The following is a 19,852-nucleotide window of genomic DNA, read 5'->3' on the forward strand; positions in this document are numbered from 1 at the left end:
AGCCAGCCTCCGCCGCGAGATCCTGGGCAGTCTCACCCGCGATGAACCGTTCGACCAAGGCGAGCTTGAATTCGAACGAGTACACCTGTTTCGTCGGCTTGGCCATCAGCGCTCCTCGACCATGGATTCTCCACCGCAGATAGAGAAGCTGCACCGGCGAGTGAGACACACCCAGGACCCGTGCCGCCGCTTTATCCGCGATGCCCTTCTCAAACCACGCTACAGCGGCCTCGCGCTGCTCTTCGGATAACGGACTACGTACATGCATAAAACTGCTCCCCGGGAGTCGGAACTGAATTTCTCAGTCCAACTTCCGGGGAGCAGTTCATCCTGACGGGTGGACATAGTGCCAATATGTCCAGTCCTCGGTGCCAAGAATGGGCATGTCCCGCAGGGGAGGCCGCGAAGAATGGGCATGTCCCGCCGGGGAGCCCGGCTATTGGATCGGTGGCACCGTGCTGGGCCGTACAACCAGCCACAGTGCAGCGGCCGCCAGCAGGATGCAGACGGCCTGGACGGCGCCCATCGGGGTTGCGGAGCTGACGCCGAGCCAGCCGACCACCGGTGAGATAAGGCCCGCCATCAGGAAGGTCGCCGCGCCGAGAAGTGAAGCCGCGGTTCCTGCCTGGGCGCCATGTTTGGACAGGGCCAGGACCTGCACGGTGGGGAAGGTGAAACCGGCGCCGAGGATGTAGAACCACAGCGGCACCAGGACACCCCACAGCCCGAACCCCAGCTGGTCGAAGACGACAATCAGGACGGCCATGACGAACATCCAGGCCGTGGAACAGGCCAGGATCCATTGCGGCGGGACGCGCTTGATGAGCCTTGCGCTGGTCTGCACGCCTGCCACGATGCCCAGCGAGTTGACGCCAAAGAGCAGGCCGTACTGCTGGGGCGTGAACCCGTAGACATTCTGGAACAGGAACGGCGAGGCCGAGAGGTAGGTGAAAAGGCCCGCGAAGTTCATCCCGCCCACCAGCAGCAGGCCCACGAAGATCCGGTCGGAGAAGAGCACCTTGTAACGCTGGCCCGCGGTCATCCCGGATTTGCCGCGCAGCTCCGGCGGCAGGGTCTCCCGGATCACGAAGAGGGCCGCGATGATGACGCAGGTCCCGTAGGCGGCCAGGAACAAGAAGATGCCGGGCCAGGGGACCAGCAACAGCAGCTGCGAGCCGATCACCGGGGCAAGGATCGGGGCCAGCCCGTTGACAAGGGCCATCCTCGCGAACATCCGCACCATCGCGTAGCCGCTGAACAGGTCGCGGACCATGGCCATGGCCACCACACCGCCTCCGGCAGCCCCGACGCCCATGAGGACGCGGAAGAAGCCCAGCGTGGCGATGTCCGTGGACTGCGCGGCGCCCAGGGATGCCGCGATGTGAACCGCCGTCGCCACGATCAGGGGCAGCCGCCGGCCGAACTTGTCACTCAGCGGACCCACTACCAGCTGTCCCAGCGCGAAACCTATGGTCGTCCCCGTGAGCGTCAGCTGCACCGCGGCCGCGGAGACGCCCAGGCTTTCTTCCAGGGCCGGGAATGCGGGCAAGTAGAGGTCAACCGTGAACGGCCCGAGGGCGGTCAAAGCGCCGAGCGTCAGGATGTAGAGGAATTTACGACGGCGGCTCAGGGAATCACCGGGATTGTGGGGTGTGCTCACAGAGGTCCATCCTAGGGCCCGCCGGGACAGCCGGCCGGTGGCTGGGCAGGCGCGCCACACCTTGCCCGAAAGGGCCTCCCAAGAGCCTAAATGATAGTTTTGACACCGGGGTCTGTGCGAAGCTGTCCAGACCCGGCAAGCCCGCGTGAGCGGATCGACGGATGGCACCAGTTAGGCGGGACCGATGAGCGGACGTCACAGCGGCGGGACAGGCGGTGGGCTGCGCATTTCCGCGCTGCCGCAAACCCTGAAGATGATCTTCAAGCTGGCGCCCCGGCAGCTCAGTGACGAGATAGCGCTGGCCAAGGCCGAAATCAGGCGCAAGGGGATCCAGCTCGGCGTCGCAGGCGCCTTCTTCGCCGTCGCACTGGTGTTCGTTGCGTTCCTGCTGGTCGGACTCGTCGTCGCGGCAATCATGGGACTGGCCACGATCATGCCCGCCTGGCTCGCCGCCCTGCTGGTCTGCGCAGTCTTCCTGGTCATCGCCGCGATCGGGGCGCTCATCGGTCTGAACAAGTTCAAGAAGCTCATGCCGCTGGTCCCCGAGGAGACTATCCGGGGGCTCAAGTACGATCTCGGCATCGCCAAGGAGGGCTCCGCCTTCGACGCGGCGATCCTGGATCCGAACTCCGAACAGTACAAAGCCGCGAAGGCCGCCAAGGAAGCCGCCGCCGCCAAGGCGAAGGCGGAGAGGGAAGCCAAAGCGGCCGCCAAGCCCGACTTCGGGCCGCCCCCCACAGAGGCCGAACTCCGACGCCGGGTGGACCAGCGGCGCACGCATCTCACCGGCGTGCGCGACGACCTCGGCCGCGAACTCGACGTCAAGACCCAGGCCCAAACCCTGCTGGCCGCCACACAGGCCCGACTGCAGGACGGCAAGGAGCAGCTCAGCGACAAGATCGCAGGGTTCCGCTCCTCAGTCCGCACCTCGGCGGGGTCCTCCACATCCGCTGACGGGCAGGGCCTGGCCGACACGATCAAGCAGCGCTGGAAGCCCCTGGCTGTGCTCGCCGCGTCGGGAGCCGCCCTCGCGGTCCTTGTGCGCCGGCTGCTAAAGGGCTAGGCAGATCCCTGAACCCAAACGCCAAACCGTTGCCGTCCACGGAAGGGGGGAATCGATGAAGTTCATCGGCGCTGGCGCCCGCCCCGGGCAGCCCCTCGTCCACCGCGACGCGGTCTTCACGGTCCCCAATGTCCTGACCGTGGTGCGCTTCCTTGGTGTTCCGTTGTTCATCTGGCTGGTTCTCTCGGAGCACAAGTACGGCTACGGTGCCCTCGTGCTCGCCATCATGGCCAGCACCGACTGGGTGGACGGCTACATCGCCCGCCGCTTCAATCAAATGTCCAACCTCGGCCGGGTCATGGACCCGATTGCGGACAGACTTTCGCTGATCGCCGTCGCCGTGACCCTCGTGATAGCAGGCGTCGTCGAGTGGTGGTATCTCGCCGCGCTGCTGGTCCCGGACGCGGTCCTGCTGGCCCTGTCACTGTTCTATTTCCACGGCCACCCGGATCTGCCGGTGAGCCGGATCGGAAAAATCCGGACGGGCCTGCTGCTGGTGGGCACCCCGCTGCTGGTGCTGTCCAAACTGCCGGTGCCCGCTGCCGACGTGTACGCCACCCTCGCGTGGATCTTCCTGGGCCTGGGCCTCGTCGGGCACTGGATCGCGGCATATAACTACGTCTGGGCCATCATCGGCAAGGGCAGGCAACTTCGCGCGCACGACGGCGGCTCCCACTGATGGTCTGGGTTGCGGTACTGCTTGCGGTGCTCGGTGCCTTCTGCCTGGCCTTTGGCGCCCAGCGCCAGGGCAGCGCGGTCAAGGCCGATACCGGCGGCCTGGCGCTGAGCACCCACGGCCTGCTTCGGCTTGCGCGCAATCCACGCTGGCTTTTCGGGTTCGTGCTGCTGTGCGTCGGGATGGCGATGAACGCCGTCGCGCTCGTCATGGCCCCGCTGACGGTGGTGCAACCGATCGGCGCGATCGCCCTGGTCATCACCACCGTGGTCAACACCAAGGACCAGGGCCTGAGCATGAACCGGGCCACCATCGTGGCCATCTCGCTTTGCGTGACAGGTTCAGCACTCTTTGTGGTGCTGGCCGTCAATGTCACCCAGGAAAACCACAACGTCAGCAGCTCGGACGAACTGACCATCGTGCTGCTCCTGGCCCTGGCGGTCGGGCTCTTCGGAACGCTCGCCGTCCTGTTCAAGCACCGCATGAGCGCCTTCGTCTACATCCTCGGCGCCGGCGTCCTGTTCGGCTTCGTGGCGGTCCTGACCCGCATTATTGGCCGGCATCTGTTGGACCCGAACGGGCAGTTCCTGCTGAATGTGCCGTGGTACAGCGCCGTGGCAATTGTGGCTGCTGGCGTGCTGGGATCGTGGTTTGTACAGAATGCCTACTCCAGCGGACCGCCGGACCTCGTGATCGCCGGTTTGACCGTGATCGACCCCATTGTGGGCATCGCAATCGGCATCGTCATTCTGGGAGAACTGCGTCCCGACGTCCAGCCTGTGATGGCTATCGCCATGGGGACGGCCGCATCACTTGCTATCGTGGGAGTAATAGCCCTTTCCAGACACCACCCGGAAGTCACCAAGCGCAAGAAGGACGCGCGGAAGACTGCGGGCAGGTCCTAGGGCGTCCGCCCAGACTTCGGCTGCAGGCCCGGCGCCCGTGCGCCGATGGCCAGCCGGCCACCTTTGATCCAGCTGACCGCACAGCGACCACCAGGAGCTCTCCACGTGACCACGTCCGACAACCAGCCGCCGCTGACCATCCTGATTGCCGCTGACACGTACCCGCCCCACGTCAACGGCGCCGCCCAGTTCGGCTACCGCCTGGCCAAGGGGATGACGGCCCGCGGTCACGAGGTCCACGTCCTGGCATGCCGCCCGGGCAAGGGCCCGAGCTACAGCGAGTTCAGCGACGAGGCCACCGTCCACCGCCTGCGCTCCCACTCCGTGCCCACGCACGAGTATTTCCGGGTCACCTTCCCCTGGGAGATCAAAAAGGAAATCGGGCTGCTGTTCGATCGCATCCAGCCGGACGTGGTGCACATCCAGAGCCACTACATGATCGGCGAGCACGTCCTGTACGAGGCCGTGAAGCGCGGCATCCGGGTGGTGGCGACCAACCACTTCATGCCCGAAAACCTGAACCCCTTCCTGCCGTTCCCGCAATGGTTCAAAGACATCGTGGGCCGGATCTCCTGGCGTGACATGGGCAAGGTCATGGGCCAGGCCGACGTCGTGACCACACCCACACCGCTTGCCGCCAAGGCCATGCACCAGCACGCCTTCCTCCGCCAGGTCCTGCCCCTCTCCAACGGCATCGACGCCGCCGCCTACGAGCTGCATCCCGGCGAAACCGCGGAACGCCACGCCAGCCCCACCGTGCTCTTCGCCGGCCGGCTGGCGGAGGAGAAGCACGTGGACGTCCTGATCGACGCCGTCGCCAAGACTCCCAAAGAACTCGACATCCACCTCGAAATCGTCGGCGGCGGCGAAGTCCGTCCGGCCCTCGAGGCACAGGTCGCCCGGCTCGGACTGGCGGACCGGGTCAGGTTCCTCGGCCTGGCCAGCGACGCCGAGCTTCGCAAGGCCTACATCACGGCCGACGTGTTCTGCATGCCCGGCACGGCGGAGCTCCAGTCCCTCGTGACCCTGGAGGCGATGTCGGCGTCTACGCCAGTCCTGCTGGCCAACGCCATGGCGCTGCCGCACCTGGTCCGCGACGGGGAAAACGGCTACCTCTTTATCCCCAACGACAGCGACGATCTCGCCGCCAAGCTGACGCGCGTGTTCTCGCTGCCGGACCACGAGCGTGATGCGATGGGCAAGACCAGCCGCGAAATGGTGGAAAGCCACGGCATCGCGCGCACGCTGCAGACATTTGAGGACATCTACCGGGGCGCCAGCTACGACGACCTGGTCCTCTAGGCACGCCGCCTGGCAGGGATGCGTCCACTCCGAACGCGTCCAGTCCCAGTGCGTCCAGTCCCAGTGCGTCCAGTCCAACAGCATCCAGATCAGTTGCGCCGGGCCGCCTGCCGGTGGCGGCGCGCACGTGTGATGCGTCTACTATTGCTAGAGTATTTTTGCCCGGAACCAATCCGGCCCCCAGCGGGCCAGGTCCGGCTCCGGGCGCAGGGGGCTATAGCTCAGCTGGTTAGAGCGCGGGACTCATAATCCTAAGGTCCTCGGTTCAAGTCCGAGTAGCCCTACATTCATTTCTGCGGCAACCTCCTCATCCGGGGCCCGCAACCACGGGAGCCGTGGCTGACGTCCGACGTCGGCCACGGCTCCCGTTTTTGTCGGGCGTTTGTCGGGTCCGACGCTTGCAGGCGTCTCGACACTGCGATATGTTACTCATGAGTAACATATCGTCGGCGCGAAGCCCGCGCCCTTTTGGTCCCCGCTGATCGAGTGAAGGAACACCATGTCCAAAGCTGCCATCGACATCCATAACCTGCCCTACGCCGATGGCGACTTCTTTGCGTTCGAGCAGCTGCTCAGCGCCAAGGAGCAGGACAGGCTGGCCGAAGTCCGCGAGTTCCTTGCCCGCGAAGTCCGGCCGATCGCCGTCGATTGCTGGAATCGCGCGGAGTTCCCCATGGAGCTGATCCCGAAGCTGGCAGAAATCGACCTGGTCAGCCCCGTCCGGAGGCAGGGCTACTCGAACCTCTTCGCCGGCATCCTGCACGCGGAAGCCACCCGCGCCGACACGTCGATCGCGACGTTCATGGGCGTCCATGACGGGCTCTTCACCGGCTCCATCGAAGCCCTTGCCTCCCAGGAGCAGCAGGACGCGTGGCTTCCCGAGATCTACTCGCTCAAGAAGATCGGCGCCTTCGGCCTCACCGAGCCCCTTGGCGGCTCCGACGTCGCCGGCGGTACGCGCACCACGGCGCGGCGCGACGGCGGGAACTGGATCCTCAATGGAGCCAAGCGCTGGATCGGCAACGCAACCTTCTCCGACTGGGTGGTCATCTACGCCCGTGATGTCGAGGACAACCAGGTCAAAGGGTTCCTCGTGGACACCAAGACCGAGGGGTACAGTGCCTCGAAAATCGAGAACAAGATCTCGCTGCGCACGGTTCAGAACGCCGACATCACGCTCGATAACGTTGTGGTGCCGGAGTTCTTCAAGCTCGCCAATGCCAACAGCTTCCGTGACACGAACAAGGTCCTGAAAGTCACCCGCCTGGCCGTTGCCTGGCAAGCGGTGGGGCAGCAGCTCGCCGCCTTCGATGTCGCCCGGCGCTACGCCGTGGAACGCAGCCAGTTCGGCCGCCCGATTGCCTCCTTCCAGCTGATCCAGCACCAGCTCGTGCAGATCCTCGGCAACGCCGTCAGCTCCATGGGCATGATGGTGAGGCTCTCCCAGCTGGAGGATGCGGGGGAGGCGAAGGACGAGCAGTCCGCCCTGGCCAAGGCGTTCACCACCGCGCGCATGCGCGAAAGCGTGGCCCTGGGCCGGAGCATCCTCGGCGGCAACGGAATCGTGACGGACTTCGAAATGGCCAAGGTCTTTGCGGACGCCGAAGCCATCTACTCCTACGAAGGCACGCACGAAATCAACACCCTGGTCACCGGCCGGGCGATCACAGGCATTTCCGCGATCGTCTGACGGGCTCGCGGCGGCTGCCGCGGGCGTCAACGGACGAGCCGCGCATCGAAGCCAGGCGGCCGCCGCGGCTGCCCGCGGGCGTCAACGGACGAATGGCGCATCAAAGGCGGCGCCAAACGCCGCATCACGGACCCGGCTTCAGGGGCGGGAGCAGAACGGAAGGCCGAAGGTCCATCACGAACGCCAGCGGGTTGACGTAGTCCTCGCCGCGGCGGACGCCCCAATGAAGGCAGGGAGGGGCCGGGCCGCAGTGGCCGGCCTGCACCTGCCCCAGGACCTCGCCTTCCGCCACCGCGGCCCCAGCCGTCAGTGAACTCGCCACCGGCTCGAAACTGCTGCGCAGCCCGTTGCCGTGATCGATCGTGATGACCGGCCGGTCCACCACCGTGCCGACAAAGCTCACCGTCCCGGCGGCCGGCGACAGGAGCGGGGCGCCATCGAAGGCCGCCTCCATATCGACACCGCGGTGACCGCTGAGCCACGGCCTGGCCGGGGGATCGAAGGCGCGCAGCACCGCCGGCCGGGGGCTGAGCGGCCAGCTCCAGGCAGGTTCCGGGACCGGCCCTGCCCGTGGGGAGCCCCGGCCGGGGGAAGACGCAGCCCCGGCGGCGCCGATGTCGGCGGCGGCATCGGCAGCGGCGGAGATATGGGCATCGGCGGCGATGGGGGACAGCGCCAGGGACGGTGCCGCCAGGAATTGTGCCGGCAGGAACAAGGCCGCCAGAAACAGTGCTGCCGGGAACAAGGCCGGCAGGCCAAGGGGGAGCTTCATGGCCCCAGCCTGCCAAGGCAGCACCCCGGGCGGAATCTCCCGCCATGGCTATGTGGATAAGGTGCCCGCCGGCCCCCGCCCAAGCCCCGGAACCCCGCCCCGCTGCCGCGGCAAAACCGTCCTCCGGGGCGGGGCCGCTGTAGTACACTTGGTGGAGCAGTTTGCTGTGCCCTCACGCTTGTAAGTCGCGATACTTCGTGATTACCGAAGCCGGCACGCCTCATTCAGGGGTGCGGGGGAACAGCAGCTGACTACGCGTATCCAGCCCTCCTCAAAAGAAGCCACAAACTTCAGCTGCGGAGGACTGCGCCTCCTGCGGTCCGTTCCACATGGCATGTCCATATGGCCCGGATGGGAAGTGCAGTGGATGCCAGGAGCAACGCCCATCCCGGGCGAATGCTAAACAACCGTCAACTATTGGCAGGGTAAGAGGGCCATGGGCTCTCTCATGAATGACCTGCCGGAAGGAGCGTCGGCATGCCCGTCGTAACTATGCGCCAGCTGCTTGACAGCGGCGTCCACTTTGGACACCAGACCCGCCGTTGGAACCCGAAGATGAAGCGCTTCATCTTCACGGAGCGCAACGGTATCTACATCATTGACCTGCAGCAGTCGCTGTCCTACATCGACCGTGCCTACGAGTTCGTGAAGGCCACCGTTGCACACGGCGGCACCGTTCTCTTCGTCGGCACCAAGAAGCAGGCGCAGGAATCCATCGCCGAGCAGGCCACCCGCGTTGGCCAGCCGTACGTCAACCAGCGTTGGCTCGGCGGTATGCTGACCAACTTCCAGACGGTCTCCAAGCGCATCCAGCGCATGAAGGAACTCGAAGAGATCGACTTCGACGACGTCGCCGGTTCGGCTTACACCAAGAAGGAACTGCTGCTCCTTCGCCGCGAACTCACCAAGCTGGAAACCAACCTCGGTGGTATCCGCAACCTGACCAAGGCGCCGTCCGCGCTGTGGATCGTTGACACCAAGAAGGAACACCTTGCTGTCGACGAGGCCAAGAAGCTGAACATCCCGGTTGTGGCCATCCTGGACACCAACTGCGATCCCGACGAAGTCGACTTCCCGATCCCGGGTAACGACGACGCCATCCGCTCCGTCAACCTGCTGACCCGCGTTGTCGCCGACGCCGTTGCTGAGGGCCTCATCGCCCGTAACCAGCGCGCCACCGGCACCACGGAAGCTCCGGAAGAGCCGCTGGCCGAGTGGGAGCGCGAGCTCCTCGAAGGCAACAAGGCTGAAGCTGCTGCAGCGCCCGCCGCTGAGGCTGCACCGGCTGCTGAAGCTGCTGAGGCCGCTCCGGCTGCTGAAGAAGCACCGGCCGCCGACGAAGCCAAGTAGTCAGACAAGTAAATCTGGATCTCCCCACATGCGCTCAGCTGCATAGGGGGTACCGACAGGATGGCCGCTCACTCGGTGAGCAGCCGTCCTGTCGGTCCGTACACCACATAAATTTCTAGACAGAGGGGTTCACATGGCGAACTACACTGCCGCTGATATCAAGGCTCTGCGCGAGCGCACCGGCGCCGGCATGATGGATGTCAAGAAGGCTCTTGACGAAGCCAACGGTGACGCCGAGAAGGCCATCGAAATCATCCGCATCAAGGGCCTGAAGGGCGCCACCAAGCGCGAAGGCCGCTCCACCGCTGAAGGCCTGGTTGCCGCCAAGGTCGCCAACGGCGTCGGCGTGATGATCGAAGTCAACTGCGAGACCGACTTCGTTGCCAAGGCCGACAAGTTCATCCAGCTGGCCGACAAGGTCCTGGCCGTGGCTGTCGAGTCCGGCGCTGCCGATCTCGAGACCCTGCTGGCCACCGAGGTCGACGGCAAGCCGCTGTCCGAGGTCGTCATCGAAGAGGGCGCCGTTCTGGGCGAAAAGGTTGTTGTCCGCCGCATCTCCCGCATCGAGGGCGCTACGGTCGACGCTTACCTGCACAAGACCTCCAAGGACCTCCCGGCCCAGGTTGGCGTGCTGTTCGCTGTCGACGGCGAAGGCGAAGCGGCTGCCACCGCAGCCCACGACGTCGCCGTTCACGTCGCCGCCATGGCTCCGAACTACCTCACCCGTGAGGACGTTCCGGCCGAGCTCGTCGAGTCCGAGCGCCGCATCGCCGAGGAAACGGCCAAGGCCGAGGGCAAGCCCGAAGCCGCGATGACCAAAATCGTCGAAGGCCGCGTTACCGGCTTCTACAAGGGCGAGGTCCTCGTTGACCAGGCATTCGCCAAGGATGCCAAGAAGTCTGTCGCCCAGGTCCTCGAAGAGGCCGGCGTCAAGGCAACTGCCTTCACGCGCTTCCGCGTCGGTTCCTAGTCAGACTGGCCAGACACCAGTCAGGCACTAGCAAGACACGCTAAGGGGGTGGTCACCACGGTGGCCACCCCTTTTGCATGCACCCGTGAGGCACCGGTTCCGGTCACGGCCGGAATGCCGCCTTGGGCGCCCAGCACGATAACCTAACTCAGAGTTCACCAACGGGAAGGCACCATGGAAACCGTCACCACTTCAGCCCAGCCAAAGAAGAACAGGCGCCGCGTCCTCTTGAAGCTCTCCGGCGAGGTCTTCGGCGGCGGCAAACTGGGCGTCGACCCGGATACCGTCCGTGGCGTGGCCAAGCAGATCGCCGCCGCAGTTCCCGACGTCGAGGTCGCAATCGTCGTCGGCGGAGGCAACTTCTTCCGCGGCGCCGAACTGTCCCAGAGCGGCATGGACCGCTCCCGCGCCGACTACATGGGCATGCTCGGAACCGTCATGAACTGCCTCGCGCTCCAGGACTTCCTGGAGCAGGCCGGGGTGGAAACGCGCGTGCAGAGCGCCATCACCATGGGCCAGGTTGCCGAGGCCTACATTCCCCGCCGCGCCATCCGCCACATGGAAAAGGGCCGGGTTGTCATCTTCGGCGCCGGCGCCGGACTGCCGTACTTCTCCACGGACACCGTGGCCGCCCAGCGCGCCATGGAGGTCCACGCCGACGTCGTCCTGATGGCCAAGAGCGGCGTCGACGGCGTTTACACCGCCGACCCGAAGAAGGACCCGACGGCGGAGAAGCTGCACCGCCTCAGCTACGACGACGCCCTCCGCCGCGACATCCGCGTGATGGACCAGACCGCGATGACCATGTGCAAGGACAACAACCTCACGATGGTGGTCTTCGGCATGGAAGGCGAGGGCAACGTCACCCGCGCCATCCGGGGCGAGGACCTGGGCACCGTCGTCACCCCCTAGCAACGGCTAGGATGTTTTCAGGACCTTTCCGCCGCCAGGCGGAAGACAAAAGCGCCCGGCGGAATACATCAGGCGCACCAAGAAGACGTGCCGCGCCCCGGCCCCCGGGACGCACCAATTTCTGAGGAGAGACCGTGATCGAAGAAACCTTGCTCGAAGCCGGGGACAAGATGGACAAGGCAGTTGAGGTAGCCAAGGAAGACTTCGCCTCGATCCGGACCGGCCGCGCGACGCCTGGCCTGTACAACAAGGTCATCGTCGAGTACTACGGCACGCCGACGCCGCTGCAACAGCTGGCCTCCTTCGCGGTCCCGGATGCCCGCACCATCCTCGTCACCCCGTACGACAAGACGGCCCTGCGCGACATCGAACGCGCCCTCAGCGACTCCGAGGTGGGCGCCAACCCGTCCAACGACGGCAACGTCATCCGGATCACCATTCCCGAGCTGACCAGCGAACGTCGCAAGGAATACGTCAAGATCGTCAAGTCCAAGGGTGAGGACGCGAAGGTGTCCATCCGCAACATCCGCCGCAAGGCCAAGGAGACGCTGGACAAGCTCGTCAAGGACGGCGACGCCGGCGAAGACGAAGGCGCCCGCGGCGAGAAGGAACTGGACGCCATGACCAAGGCACACGTGGACGGGATCGACGAGCTGCTCAAGCGCAAGGAAGCTGAGTTGCTCGAGGTCTGATGAGTCAGGCACAGGAGGCCTCCGGGCCGCGCGCCCGGAGGCGGGGGAAGCAACGCGAGAACCCGACGCCCAAAGCGGGCCGGAACCTGCCCGCCGCCACCGTGGTGGGCGTTGGCATGCTGGTGTGCGTCCTCGGCGGCCTGCTGTTCCTCCCGCTGGGCTTCGTCCTGGTGACCGCCACCTTTGCGATCTTCGGCGTCTGGGAGATCTTCCGTGCGCTGGAGGCCGCGGGCACGCGCCTGCCGATCGTGCCGGTGATGGTCGGCACGGTCGCCATGCCGATCGCCGCCTACTTCGGCGGCCTCGAAAGCCTGCTCTTCGCGATGCTCGTCAGCAGCGTGGCGGTGCTGTTGTGGCGGACCCTGGAAGGCGCAGCCGGTTCGGCGCGGAGCATCTTCGCGGGGGTCTTCACCCTGTCCTGGGTGCCGTTCCTGATCAGCTTTGCGACGCTGCTGCTGCACACCGCCGACGGCGAGACACCGGTAGGGCTGTGGCCTGACGGGGTAATTCCGGCCGGTGCGTGGCAGATCGCGACCCTGCTGCTCCTGGTGGTGGCCAACGACACCTTCGGCTACCTCGTGGGCGCCTCCCTCGGCAAGCATCCGATGGCCCCCAAGATCAGCCCCAAGAAGACCTGGGAAGGCTTCGCCGGCTCGATCGCCGGAGCCGTCGTCGTGGGCGTGCTCGCCATGATCTTCGTGCTCGGCGAGCCGTGGTGGTTCGGCGTCGTGCTCGCGGTGGGCATGGTGGCAGCCGCCACCGCCGGCGACCTGGCCGAATCGATGGTCAAGCGCGAGCTCGGCATCAAGGACATGAGCAGCATCCTCCCCGGACACGGAGGCGTCATGGACCGACTGGACTCGATTGTCTTCGCCTCGCCGGTGGCGTTCATCCTGTTCTCGGCCCTCACGGCCGCCTAGAAGCACAGGCCCAGCACTTCCGGCGCCTAGAATGGTGCCGAGCAAACCAGCCGAACGGCATCAAAGGAACAAAGTAACAGTGGACATTCAACGGCAGATTCCTGCGTCTTTTGACCGCGTGCAGCGGAACCAGTATGGCTACAACGCCAGGCAGGTCGACGATTTCCTGCAGCGCGCACGGGTGTCATTCGAAGCTCCGTCCCCGGCCTCCCGCGCCATCAAGAGCTCGGACGTCCGCGCAGTATCCTTCGATCCCGTGAAGGGCGGCTACGCGGCGGCCGGCGTGGATGCCGCGCTGGACCGGCTCGAGGACGCCCTCGCCCGGCGCGAGCGCGATGAGCTGGTTGCCGAACGCGGTGAGGAAGCCTGGCTGCGCGAAATCGGCCGGCTTGCGGGCGTCCTGCGCGGGCGCCTGCACCGCCCGGACGGCCAGCGCTTCCGGCGCCCGTCCAAGCCCAAGGCCCGCAGCTACAACACCACCGACGTCGATGACCTCTGCCACGAGCTGATCGGCTACCTCGAGGAGGACCAGCCGCTGAGCGTGGACAACGTCCGGCGCGCCGTGTTCCGCCCCGCCGTGGGCCGGGAGGGCTACGAGGAAAGCCAGGTCGACGCGTTCCTGGAGCGCGCCGTCGAGCTCATGGCGGCCATCGACTAGTAACGCCCCACCCGGAGCCCACCGGCCCGGAGCCTCACCCCGGGTCGCCGACGCCGGGTCGTCGACGCCCGGATCCCCACCCGCCCGGTCACCGCTCCGTCGCGAGCGGCCGTTCCGGGGTGTGCAGCCGGGTCATGAGGCGCGTCATCGTCCGCGGCACCCGGCCCCGCGTGGCCCGCGACACCAGGATCGTGACGGCGAACGCGGCCGGCACCGTCCACGCGGCCGGCTGCGCCAGCCACGACGGTGCCGCCCCCAGCACGGAACCGGCCACCATCGCGCTGCCGCAGAGCACGCCGCCGGTCGCCATGCCTGCGATTGCCCCGGCGTCCGTCAGTCCCCGCCACCAGATGCCCAGCAGCAGGACCGGGCAGATCGTGGACGCGGTAAAGGCAAACACGAGCCCCACGCTGCCGGCCAGGGCCAGCGATTCTGTCATCGACGCGATTCCCAGAGGCACCAGCGCCGAGATCAGCGCTGCCAGCCGGAAGCCGCGCACGCTGCCGCCGAACACGTCCTGGCTGATCACGCCGGCCAGCGAGACCACCAGGCCCGACGTCGTTGACAGGAACGCCCCAAACGCCCCGGCCACCACCAGCGCAGAGAGCAGGTCGCCGGCCGCCCCGCCCACCAGGCGGCCAGGCAACAGCAGCACCAGGGCGTCGGCCGGCCCGCTCTGGGCGAGGTCGGGGGCGTAGGCCCGGCCGATCATGCCGTAGGCCGTGGGAAACAGATAGAAGACCGAGAGCAGGCCCAGAACAATCAGGGTGGTGCGCCGGGCGGACTGTCCGTCCGGATTTGTGTAGAACCGGACCAGCACGTGCGGCAGGCCGAGGGTTCCGAAGAGCAGGGCCACGAGCAGGGAAATGACCTGATAGGGGCCCGAGGGTGCCAGCGCCGTCGGATTCACCGCGGGGGCTGCCTCCGCCGGGGAGCTGTTGCCGCCCAGCACCAGCAGCATGAACACGATGGGCACCGCCACCGCGGTCAGCTTCAGCCAGTACTGGAACGCCTGGACAAAGGTGATGGAGCGCATCCCGCCGGCCACCACGGTGATGCAGACGACGGCGACCACCGCCACCGGGCCCACCCACGCCGGCAGCCCGGTGGTGATCCGGATGGCCAAGGCGGCGCCGTGGAGTTGCGGGACAATGTAGAGCCAGCCGACCAGGACCACCACCAGGCTCGTGACGCGGCGGACGGCACGCGAATCGAGGCGCGCCTCGGTGAAGTCCGGGATCGTATAGGCGCCCGAGCGGCGCAGGGGAGCGGCGACGAACAAGAGCAGCATCAGGTAGCCGGCCGTGTACCCCACCGGATACCACAGGGCGTCGGTGCCGGAGAGCAGGATGAGCCCGGCGACACCCAGGAAGCTCGCGGCCGAGAGGTACTCCCCGCCGATTGCTGAGGCGTTCCACCACGGCTTGACCGTCCGGGACGCCACGTAGAAGTCCCCGGTGGTGCGCGAGATCCGCAACCCGTAGAAACCGATCACAGCCGTGGCGAGGGAAACGGCGGCGAACGCCGCGACGCCGACGACGGGATTCACCGGCCGTTCACCCGGCCGCGTGGGTGGCCGCCCGCCGGGGCCCGTACATGGCCGCCCGCCGGGCCGTTCACGTGGGCCCTCACCAGTTCGGTCATTTGTCGCCGGCGAGGTCCCGGTAGCGGGCCTCGTTCCTGGCCGCGGTCCGCACGTACAGCCAGGCACTGAGGCCGATCACGGGATAGATCCCGGCCCCCAGCAGGACCCAGTCGAAGGGAAGGCCGGCAATCGTGGAGTCCGCCAGGCCCGGGACCAGCCCCAGCATCAGCGGGAAGGCGAGCATGATCAGCAGGAATCCCAGGGCCACCACCAGGCCCAGCCGGAGCTGGGACCGGATGAGTGAACGGACGAACAGCTGCCCGGCGTCGGTCTCCTCCTCCGCGTCGAGGGAGGCTGCCGCGGAGCGGCCGCCGTTCAGGGCGGTGCCGATTGGTGTGCTGTTTGGTGTGACGCTGTTTGGTGTGACGCTGCGTGGCGCCGTGACCCGGACCCTTGTCATGCCTGCGGCCGGATACGGGTTGCGCCAAGCTTTTCCCGGACAGCAGGCAGGTGCCGGCGGCTGATCGGCAGTTCGGCTCCGGCCACCGTGACGCTGGGCCGCGCGGCGGCGAGCTTCAAGTGGCCGACGTGGCTCAGCGCGATCAGGTAGGAGCGGTGGATGCGGAGGAATCCGGCGTCGGCCCACTGCTGTTCGAGGTCCGCCAGCGGAACCCTGATGAGGTAGCTGGCATCGGCGGTGTGCAGCCGGGCGTAATCACCCTGCGCCTGGACGTAGGTCACGTCTTCGCGACGGATCATTTTCGTGGTCCCGCCCAGGTCCACGGTGATCATTTCGGGTGCAGGGGCACCGTCCTTGAGCAGTTCGCTGATGCGTCCGATCGACTTGGCCAGCCTTTCGGCCCGCACGGGCTTGAGCAGGTAGTCCACAGCCGCGAGCTCGAAGGCCTCCAGCGCGCAGTCCTCGTCCGCGGTGACGAAAACGACGGCCGGCGGGCGGGCGCTGCGGGCGATGGCCCGGGCAATGTCCAGCCCGGACAGCGCCGGCATGTGGATGTCGAGGAACACGGCGTCGACGTCCTCGGCTTCGAGGGCACGCAAGGCCTCGGCGCCCGAGGACGCCCGGTGGATGGCGCCGATCCGGTCATCCCGGCCGAGCAGGAAGGCCAGTTCCTCAACGGCGGGGAGCTCGTCGTCGGCGACGAGGACGTTAATCATGGCTCTAGCGTACTGCCGCGGACATTCCTGCCCGACCGGAATCAGGCGTCGTGCCGGGGCTGGGACTTGGGGACGCGCATCGTGATCAGGGTGCCTTCGCCGGGCGCCGTCTCGATCACGAGGCCGTTGTCGTCGCCGTACACCTGGCGCAGGCGGGCGTCGACGTTGCGCAGCCCGACGTGGTCGCCGTCGCCGTGCCCGGCAAGGACAGAGCGCAGCTGGTCCGGGTCCATGCCCACGCCGTCGTCCTCGATCGTCACTTCCGCGAAGGCGCCGGAGTCGTTCGCCGTGATGGAGATGTGGCCCGGACCCTCCTTGGCCTCCAGCCCGTGCCGGACCGCGTTTTCCACCAGCGGCTGCAGGCTCAGGAAGGGGATCACGGTGCTGAGCACCTCGGGAGCGATCCGCAGGCTGACCTGGACGCGGTCCCCGAACCGGGCCCGCTCCAGGAGCAGGTAGCGGTCGATGCAGCGCAGTTCCTCGGCCAGGGTGGTGAAGTCGCCGTGGCGGCGGAAGGAGTAACGGGTGAAATCGGCGAACTCCACCACGAGCTCCCGCGCCCGGACCGGATCCGTGTTGATGAAGGATGCGATCGCGTTGAGCGAGTTGTAGATGAAGTGCGGACTGATCTGGGCGCGGAGGGCGCGGACCTCGGCTTCCATCAGGAGCGTGCGGGAAGCGTCGAGCTCGGCCAGTTCCACCTGCGTAGCCACCCAGTCAGCCACCTCGCCGGTGGCGCGGACCAGTCCCGCCCCGGCGGCCGGCGCGAAGGCGGCCACCACACCCACCACACGCGTGCCGGTTTTGATCGGGGCGATCACGACGGCGCGCTCCACCTCCGGGGCCAGCATCACGCCGCCGTCGCCAGCGGCCAGGAGCTCGAGTTCGCCCGCCGGAATGACGGCGAGGTGGCCGCCGTTGAACACTTTTGACGCGAGCCCCATCAGGGCGGGCTTGAGCTCCTCGGCGGCGCCGTCCCACGCGAGCACCCCGGTTGTGTCGGTGATGGCGAGGGCATCGCAGCCCAGGATGCTGCGCAGCTGCCGGCTGGCCTTGGCCGCACCGGCAGGGTTCAGGCCGGTCCGCAGGTACTGGCCGGCCCGGGAGGCGGCGTGGAGCGTCTTGTACGTGGCGCGCTCCGCATCGGTGCCGAGGTCGCGGAAGGAACGGAGGACCTGGAGCCCGACGGCGACGACCACCGCGATCGCCATGGCGATCACCGCGACAGCGGCGGCGGTGAACAGGGGAGAGTCCGGCATGGTGCCCAGCCTACCGCCGGTGCCGGGGCTGGCGGCTCTGGCACGTGCCCGGACCCCGACGGCCGCGAAACCGGTGTATCGCTCGCCGTTTGGCGCAACGCCGGGACCGCTGAGCGACGCAGCCCGCCCCGGCTGTAGTAGGCAACCCACGCCACGGTGCACAGTGATTGCAGTCACATCGGCGGATTGGGTTGTAGGGCGCGTCCCGCGCAGACCACGGCAACCGGTGTGGGCTCACCAGTCTCAATGAGGAGGAACCGATGGGTCACGACGCCCAAGAAACGGACGCTGCGGCGGCCGTGGACTTCAAGGAAGTCCAGTCGACGGAGCAGTTCCAGGAACTGCGCACACGTCACCGCAGCTTTGTCTTCCCGCTGTCAATTGCCTTTCTGCTCTGGTACTTCGCCTATGTCCTGCTGGCCGACTACGCGGTGGGATTCATGTCGATCAAGGTCTGGGGCAACATCAACGTTGGCCTGATCCTGGGCCTGCTGCAGTTTGTCTCCACGTTCGCGATCACCGGCTGGTACGTCAGCTATTCGAACCGCAAGCTGGACCCCATTGCCTCCGAGATCCGCCAGGAAATCGAGGGGCACGAATTCGACAAGCACGGCAACCCGGTTGGGGGGACAGCAAAATGACACTCATGGTTCCCGCAGTAAACGTTGCGGATCTCAAGGACACCACCCTGCTGAACATGGGCATCTTCGCTCTCTTCGTCGCGATCACCATGGTCATCGTGATCAGGGCCAGCCGCAACAACAAGACGGCGGCCGACTACTACGCGGCCGGACGGTCCTTCACGGGCCCGCAGAACGGCACCGCCATCGCCGGCGACTACCTCTCCGCAGCGTCCTTCCTCGGCATCACCGGAGCCATCGCCATCAACGGCTACGACGGCTTCATGTACTCCATCGGCTTCCTCGTCGCCTGGCTCGTCGCCCTGCTGCTCGTCGCCGAACTGCTCCGCAACACCGGCAAGTTCACCATGGCCGATGTCCTCTCCTTCCGGCTCAAGCAGCGCCCCGTGCGCATCGCGGCAGCCATCTCCACGCTGGCCGTCTGCTTCTTCTACCTGCTGGCCCAGATGGCCGGTGCCGGCAGCCTCATCTCACTGCTCCTGGGCATCAGCGACTGGGGCGGACAAGCCCTGGTGATCATCGTCGTCGGCGCCCTGATGATCATGTACGTCCTGATCGGCGGCATGAAGGGCACCACCTGGGTGCAGATCATCAAGGCCATGCTCCTGATCGCCGGAGCCGCCGTCATGACCTTCTGGGTCCTCGCGATCTACGGCTTCAACCTCTCGGACCTGCTGGGCGGCGCGGTGGAAACCTCGGGCAACCCGAACCTGCTCAACCCGGGACTGCAGTACGGCAAGACCGAGACCTCCAAGGTCGACTTCCTGTCCCTCGGCCTGGCCCTGGTGCTCGGCACCGCAGCCCTGCCGCACGTGCTCATGCGCTTCTATACGGTTCCGACCGCAAAGGAAGCCCGCAAGTCCGTGGTGTGGTCCATCTGGCTCATCGGCATCTTCTACCTGTTCACCCTGGTCCTGGGCTACGGCGCAGCTGCGCTGGTGGGCGCCGACACTATCAAGGCAGCCCCCGGCGGCGTCAACTCGGCCGCGCCGCTGCTCGCCTTCCACCTCGGCGGCCCGCTGCTGCTGGGCTTCATCTCGGCGGTGGCCTTCGCGACCATCCTGGCCGTCGTCGCCGGCCTCACCATCACCGCGGCGGCATCCTTCGCACACGACATCTACGCCAGCGTCATCGCCAAGGGGAAGGCCGACGCCGCCACCGAGGTCAAGGTTGCCCGCCGCACCGTGGTGGTGATCGGCCTGCTGGCCATCGTCGGCGGCATCTTCGCCAACGGACAGAACGTCGCGTTCCTCGTGGCGCTCGCCTTCGCCGTAGCTGCCTCCGCCAACCTTCCGACCATCCTCTACTCACTGTTCTGGCGCCGGTTCACCACCCAGGGAGCCCTGTGGAGCATGTACGGCGGGTTGTCCGCGGCCATCATCCTGATTGCGCTCTCCCCGGTGGTCTCCGGGGCCAAGACGTCGATGATCCCGGGCGCCAACTTCGCCATCTTCCCGCTGAGCAACCCCGGCATCGTCTCCATTCCGCTCGCTTTCTTCCTGGGTTGGCTGGGCACCGTCCTGGACAAGCGGAAGGAAGACGCCACGAAGCAGGCCGAAATGGAGGTCCGTTCCCTGACCGGGGTGGGCGCCGAAAAGGCTACCAACCACTAGGAAGGCCG

Annotated in this window: 19 protein-coding genes and 1 tRNA gene; 14 read left to right on the forward strand and 6 right to left on the reverse strand. The window is 66.7% G+C overall.

Features of this window, described 5'->3' with window-relative positions:
• Positions 1-436: 436 nt before the first annotated feature.
• The gene (locus C560_RS0111005) at positions 437-1,660 is read right to left on the reverse strand and encodes a multidrug effflux MFS transporter (protein WP_018774558.1); all 1,224 of its coding nucleotides are present in this window, start codon (positions 1,658-1,660) and stop codon (positions 437-439) included.
• Positions 1,661-1,844: 184 nt separating this feature from the next.
• Here C560_RS0111005 and C560_RS0111010 point away from each other — a divergent pair, with 184 nt between their 5' ends.
• The 6 genes from C560_RS0111010 to C560_RS0111035 all read left to right on the forward strand — a co-directional run bounded on the left by C560_RS0111010 (position 1,845) and on the right by C560_RS0111035 (position 7,296).
• Complete coding sequence (locus C560_RS0111010; RefSeq protein ID WP_026538247.1) at positions 1,845-2,723, forward strand: phage holin family protein; 879 nt, start codon at positions 1,845-1,847, stop codon at positions 2,721-2,723.
• Between the two features lie 55 nt (positions 2,724-2,778).
• On the forward strand, positions 2,779-3,402 hold the full coding sequence (locus C560_RS0111015; protein ID WP_026538248.1) for a CDP-alcohol phosphatidyltransferase family protein: 624 nt from the start codon (positions 2,779-2,781) through the stop codon (positions 3,400-3,402).
• Positions 3,402-4,304, forward strand: a complete 903-nt coding sequence (locus tag C560_RS0111020) for a DMT family transporter (RefSeq protein WP_026538249.1) — start codon at positions 3,402-3,404, stop codon at positions 4,302-4,304. Before C560_RS0111015 ends, C560_RS0111020 begins: the two co-directional genes overlap by 1 nt.
• Before the next feature lie 105 nt (positions 4,305-4,409).
• Complete coding sequence (locus C560_RS0111025) at positions 4,410-5,606, forward strand: glycosyltransferase (protein WP_018774554.1); 1,197 nt, start codon at positions 4,410-4,412, stop codon at positions 5,604-5,606.
• 210 nt (positions 5,607-5,816) lie between these two features.
• Positions 5,817-5,890, forward strand: a tRNA-Ile gene (locus C560_RS0111030).
• Between the two features lie 215 nt (positions 5,891-6,105).
• Positions 6,106-7,296, forward strand: a complete 1,191-nt coding sequence (locus C560_RS0111035; protein WP_026538250.1) for an acyl-CoA dehydrogenase family protein — start codon at positions 6,106-6,108, stop codon at positions 7,294-7,296.
• A 124-nt stretch (positions 7,297-7,420) separates the two neighbouring features.
• Here the strand turns inward: C560_RS0111035 and C560_RS0111040 are convergent, their stop codons facing one another.
• Positions 7,421-8,068 carry a M23 family metallopeptidase gene (locus C560_RS0111040; protein ID WP_043422998.1) on the reverse strand — a complete coding sequence of 216 codons (648 nt, stop codon included), beginning with the start codon at positions 8,066-8,068 and terminating at the stop codon, positions 7,421-7,423.
• Between the two features lie 477 nt (positions 8,069-8,545).
• On the opposite strand from C560_RS0111040, the gene rpsB reads away from it, so the two are divergent.
• The 6 genes from rpsB (at position 8,546) to C560_RS0111070 (ending at position 13,570) form a co-directional block, all read left to right on the forward strand.
• Positions 8,546-9,418: a 30S ribosomal protein S2 gene (gene rpsB, locus C560_RS0111045; RefSeq protein WP_026538252.1), complete on the forward strand. Its 873-nt coding sequence runs from the start codon at positions 8,546-8,548 to the stop codon at positions 9,416-9,418.
• Positions 9,419-9,551: 133 nt separating this feature from the next.
• Positions 9,552-10,388, forward strand: coding sequence for a translation elongation factor Ts (gene tsf, locus C560_RS0111050; RefSeq protein WP_026538253.1), 837 nt, complete (start codon positions 9,552-9,554; stop codon positions 10,386-10,388).
• A gap of 174 nt (positions 10,389-10,562) precedes the next feature.
• On the forward strand, positions 10,563-11,300 hold the full coding sequence (pyrH, locus tag C560_RS0111055; protein WP_018774549.1) for a UMP kinase: 738 nt from the start codon (positions 10,563-10,565) through the stop codon (positions 11,298-11,300).
• A gap of 134 nt (positions 11,301-11,434) precedes the next feature.
• Complete coding sequence (gene frr, locus C560_RS0111060) at positions 11,435-11,992, forward strand: ribosome recycling factor (RefSeq protein ID WP_018774548.1); 558 nt, start codon at positions 11,435-11,437, stop codon at positions 11,990-11,992.
• The gene (locus tag C560_RS0111065) at positions 11,992-12,912 is read left to right on the forward strand and encodes a phosphatidate cytidylyltransferase (protein WP_018774547.1); all 921 of its coding nucleotides are present in this window, start codon (positions 11,992-11,994) and stop codon (positions 12,910-12,912) included. Before frr ends, C560_RS0111065 begins: the two co-directional genes overlap by 1 nt.
• A 31-nt stretch (positions 12,913-12,943) precedes the next feature.
• Positions 12,944-13,570 (forward strand): DivIVA domain-containing protein, encoded by a 627-nt coding sequence (locus C560_RS0111070; protein ID WP_051533122.1) that lies wholly within the window; start codon positions 12,944-12,946, stop codon positions 13,568-13,570.
• An 88-nt stretch (positions 13,571-13,658) separates the two neighbouring features.
• Here the strand turns inward: C560_RS0111070 and C560_RS0111075 are convergent, their stop codons facing one another.
• From C560_RS0111075 to C560_RS0111090, 4 genes are all read right to left on the reverse strand, one after another.
• The gene (locus C560_RS0111075) at positions 13,659-15,119 is read right to left on the reverse strand and encodes a sodium/solute symporter (protein WP_026538255.1); all 1,461 of its coding nucleotides are present in this window, start codon (positions 15,117-15,119) and stop codon (positions 13,659-13,661) included.
• A 91-nt stretch (positions 15,120-15,210) separates the two neighbouring features.
• A complete protein-coding gene (locus C560_RS0111080) occupies positions 15,211-15,615 on the reverse strand; it encodes a membrane protein (protein ID WP_026538256.1) in 405 nt (134 codons plus the stop codon).
• Positions 15,612-16,331, reverse strand: a complete 720-nt coding sequence (locus tag C560_RS0111085; protein WP_018774543.1) for a LytR/AlgR family response regulator transcription factor — start codon at positions 16,329-16,331, stop codon at positions 15,612-15,614. The genes C560_RS0111080 and C560_RS0111085 overlap by 4 nt, the downstream gene beginning before the upstream one ends.
• Positions 16,332-16,372: 41 nt before the next feature.
• Positions 16,373-17,590 (reverse strand): sensor histidine kinase, encoded by a 1,218-nt coding sequence (locus C560_RS0111090; RefSeq protein WP_026538257.1) that lies wholly within the window; start codon positions 17,588-17,590, stop codon positions 16,373-16,375.
• 260 nt (positions 17,591-17,850) lie between these two features.
• Between C560_RS0111090 and C560_RS0111095 the strand changes: the two genes are divergently transcribed.
• Both C560_RS0111095 and C560_RS0111100 read left to right on the forward strand, forming a co-directional pair.
• A complete protein-coding gene (locus C560_RS0111095; protein ID WP_026538258.1) occupies positions 17,851-18,231 on the forward strand; it encodes a DUF485 domain-containing protein in 381 nt (126 codons plus the stop codon).
• On the forward strand, positions 18,228-19,844 hold the full coding sequence (locus tag C560_RS0111100) for a solute symporter family protein (RefSeq protein WP_026538259.1): 1,617 nt from the start codon (positions 18,228-18,230) through the stop codon (positions 19,842-19,844). The genes C560_RS0111095 and C560_RS0111100 overlap by 4 nt, the downstream gene beginning before the upstream one ends.
• The last annotated feature ends 8 nt before the right edge of the window (positions 19,845-19,852 follow it).

Source organism: Arthrobacter sp. 9MFCol3.1, from assembly GCF_000620385.1.
Classification (GTDB): domain Bacteria; phylum Actinomycetota; class Actinomycetes; order Actinomycetales; family Micrococcaceae; genus Arthrobacter.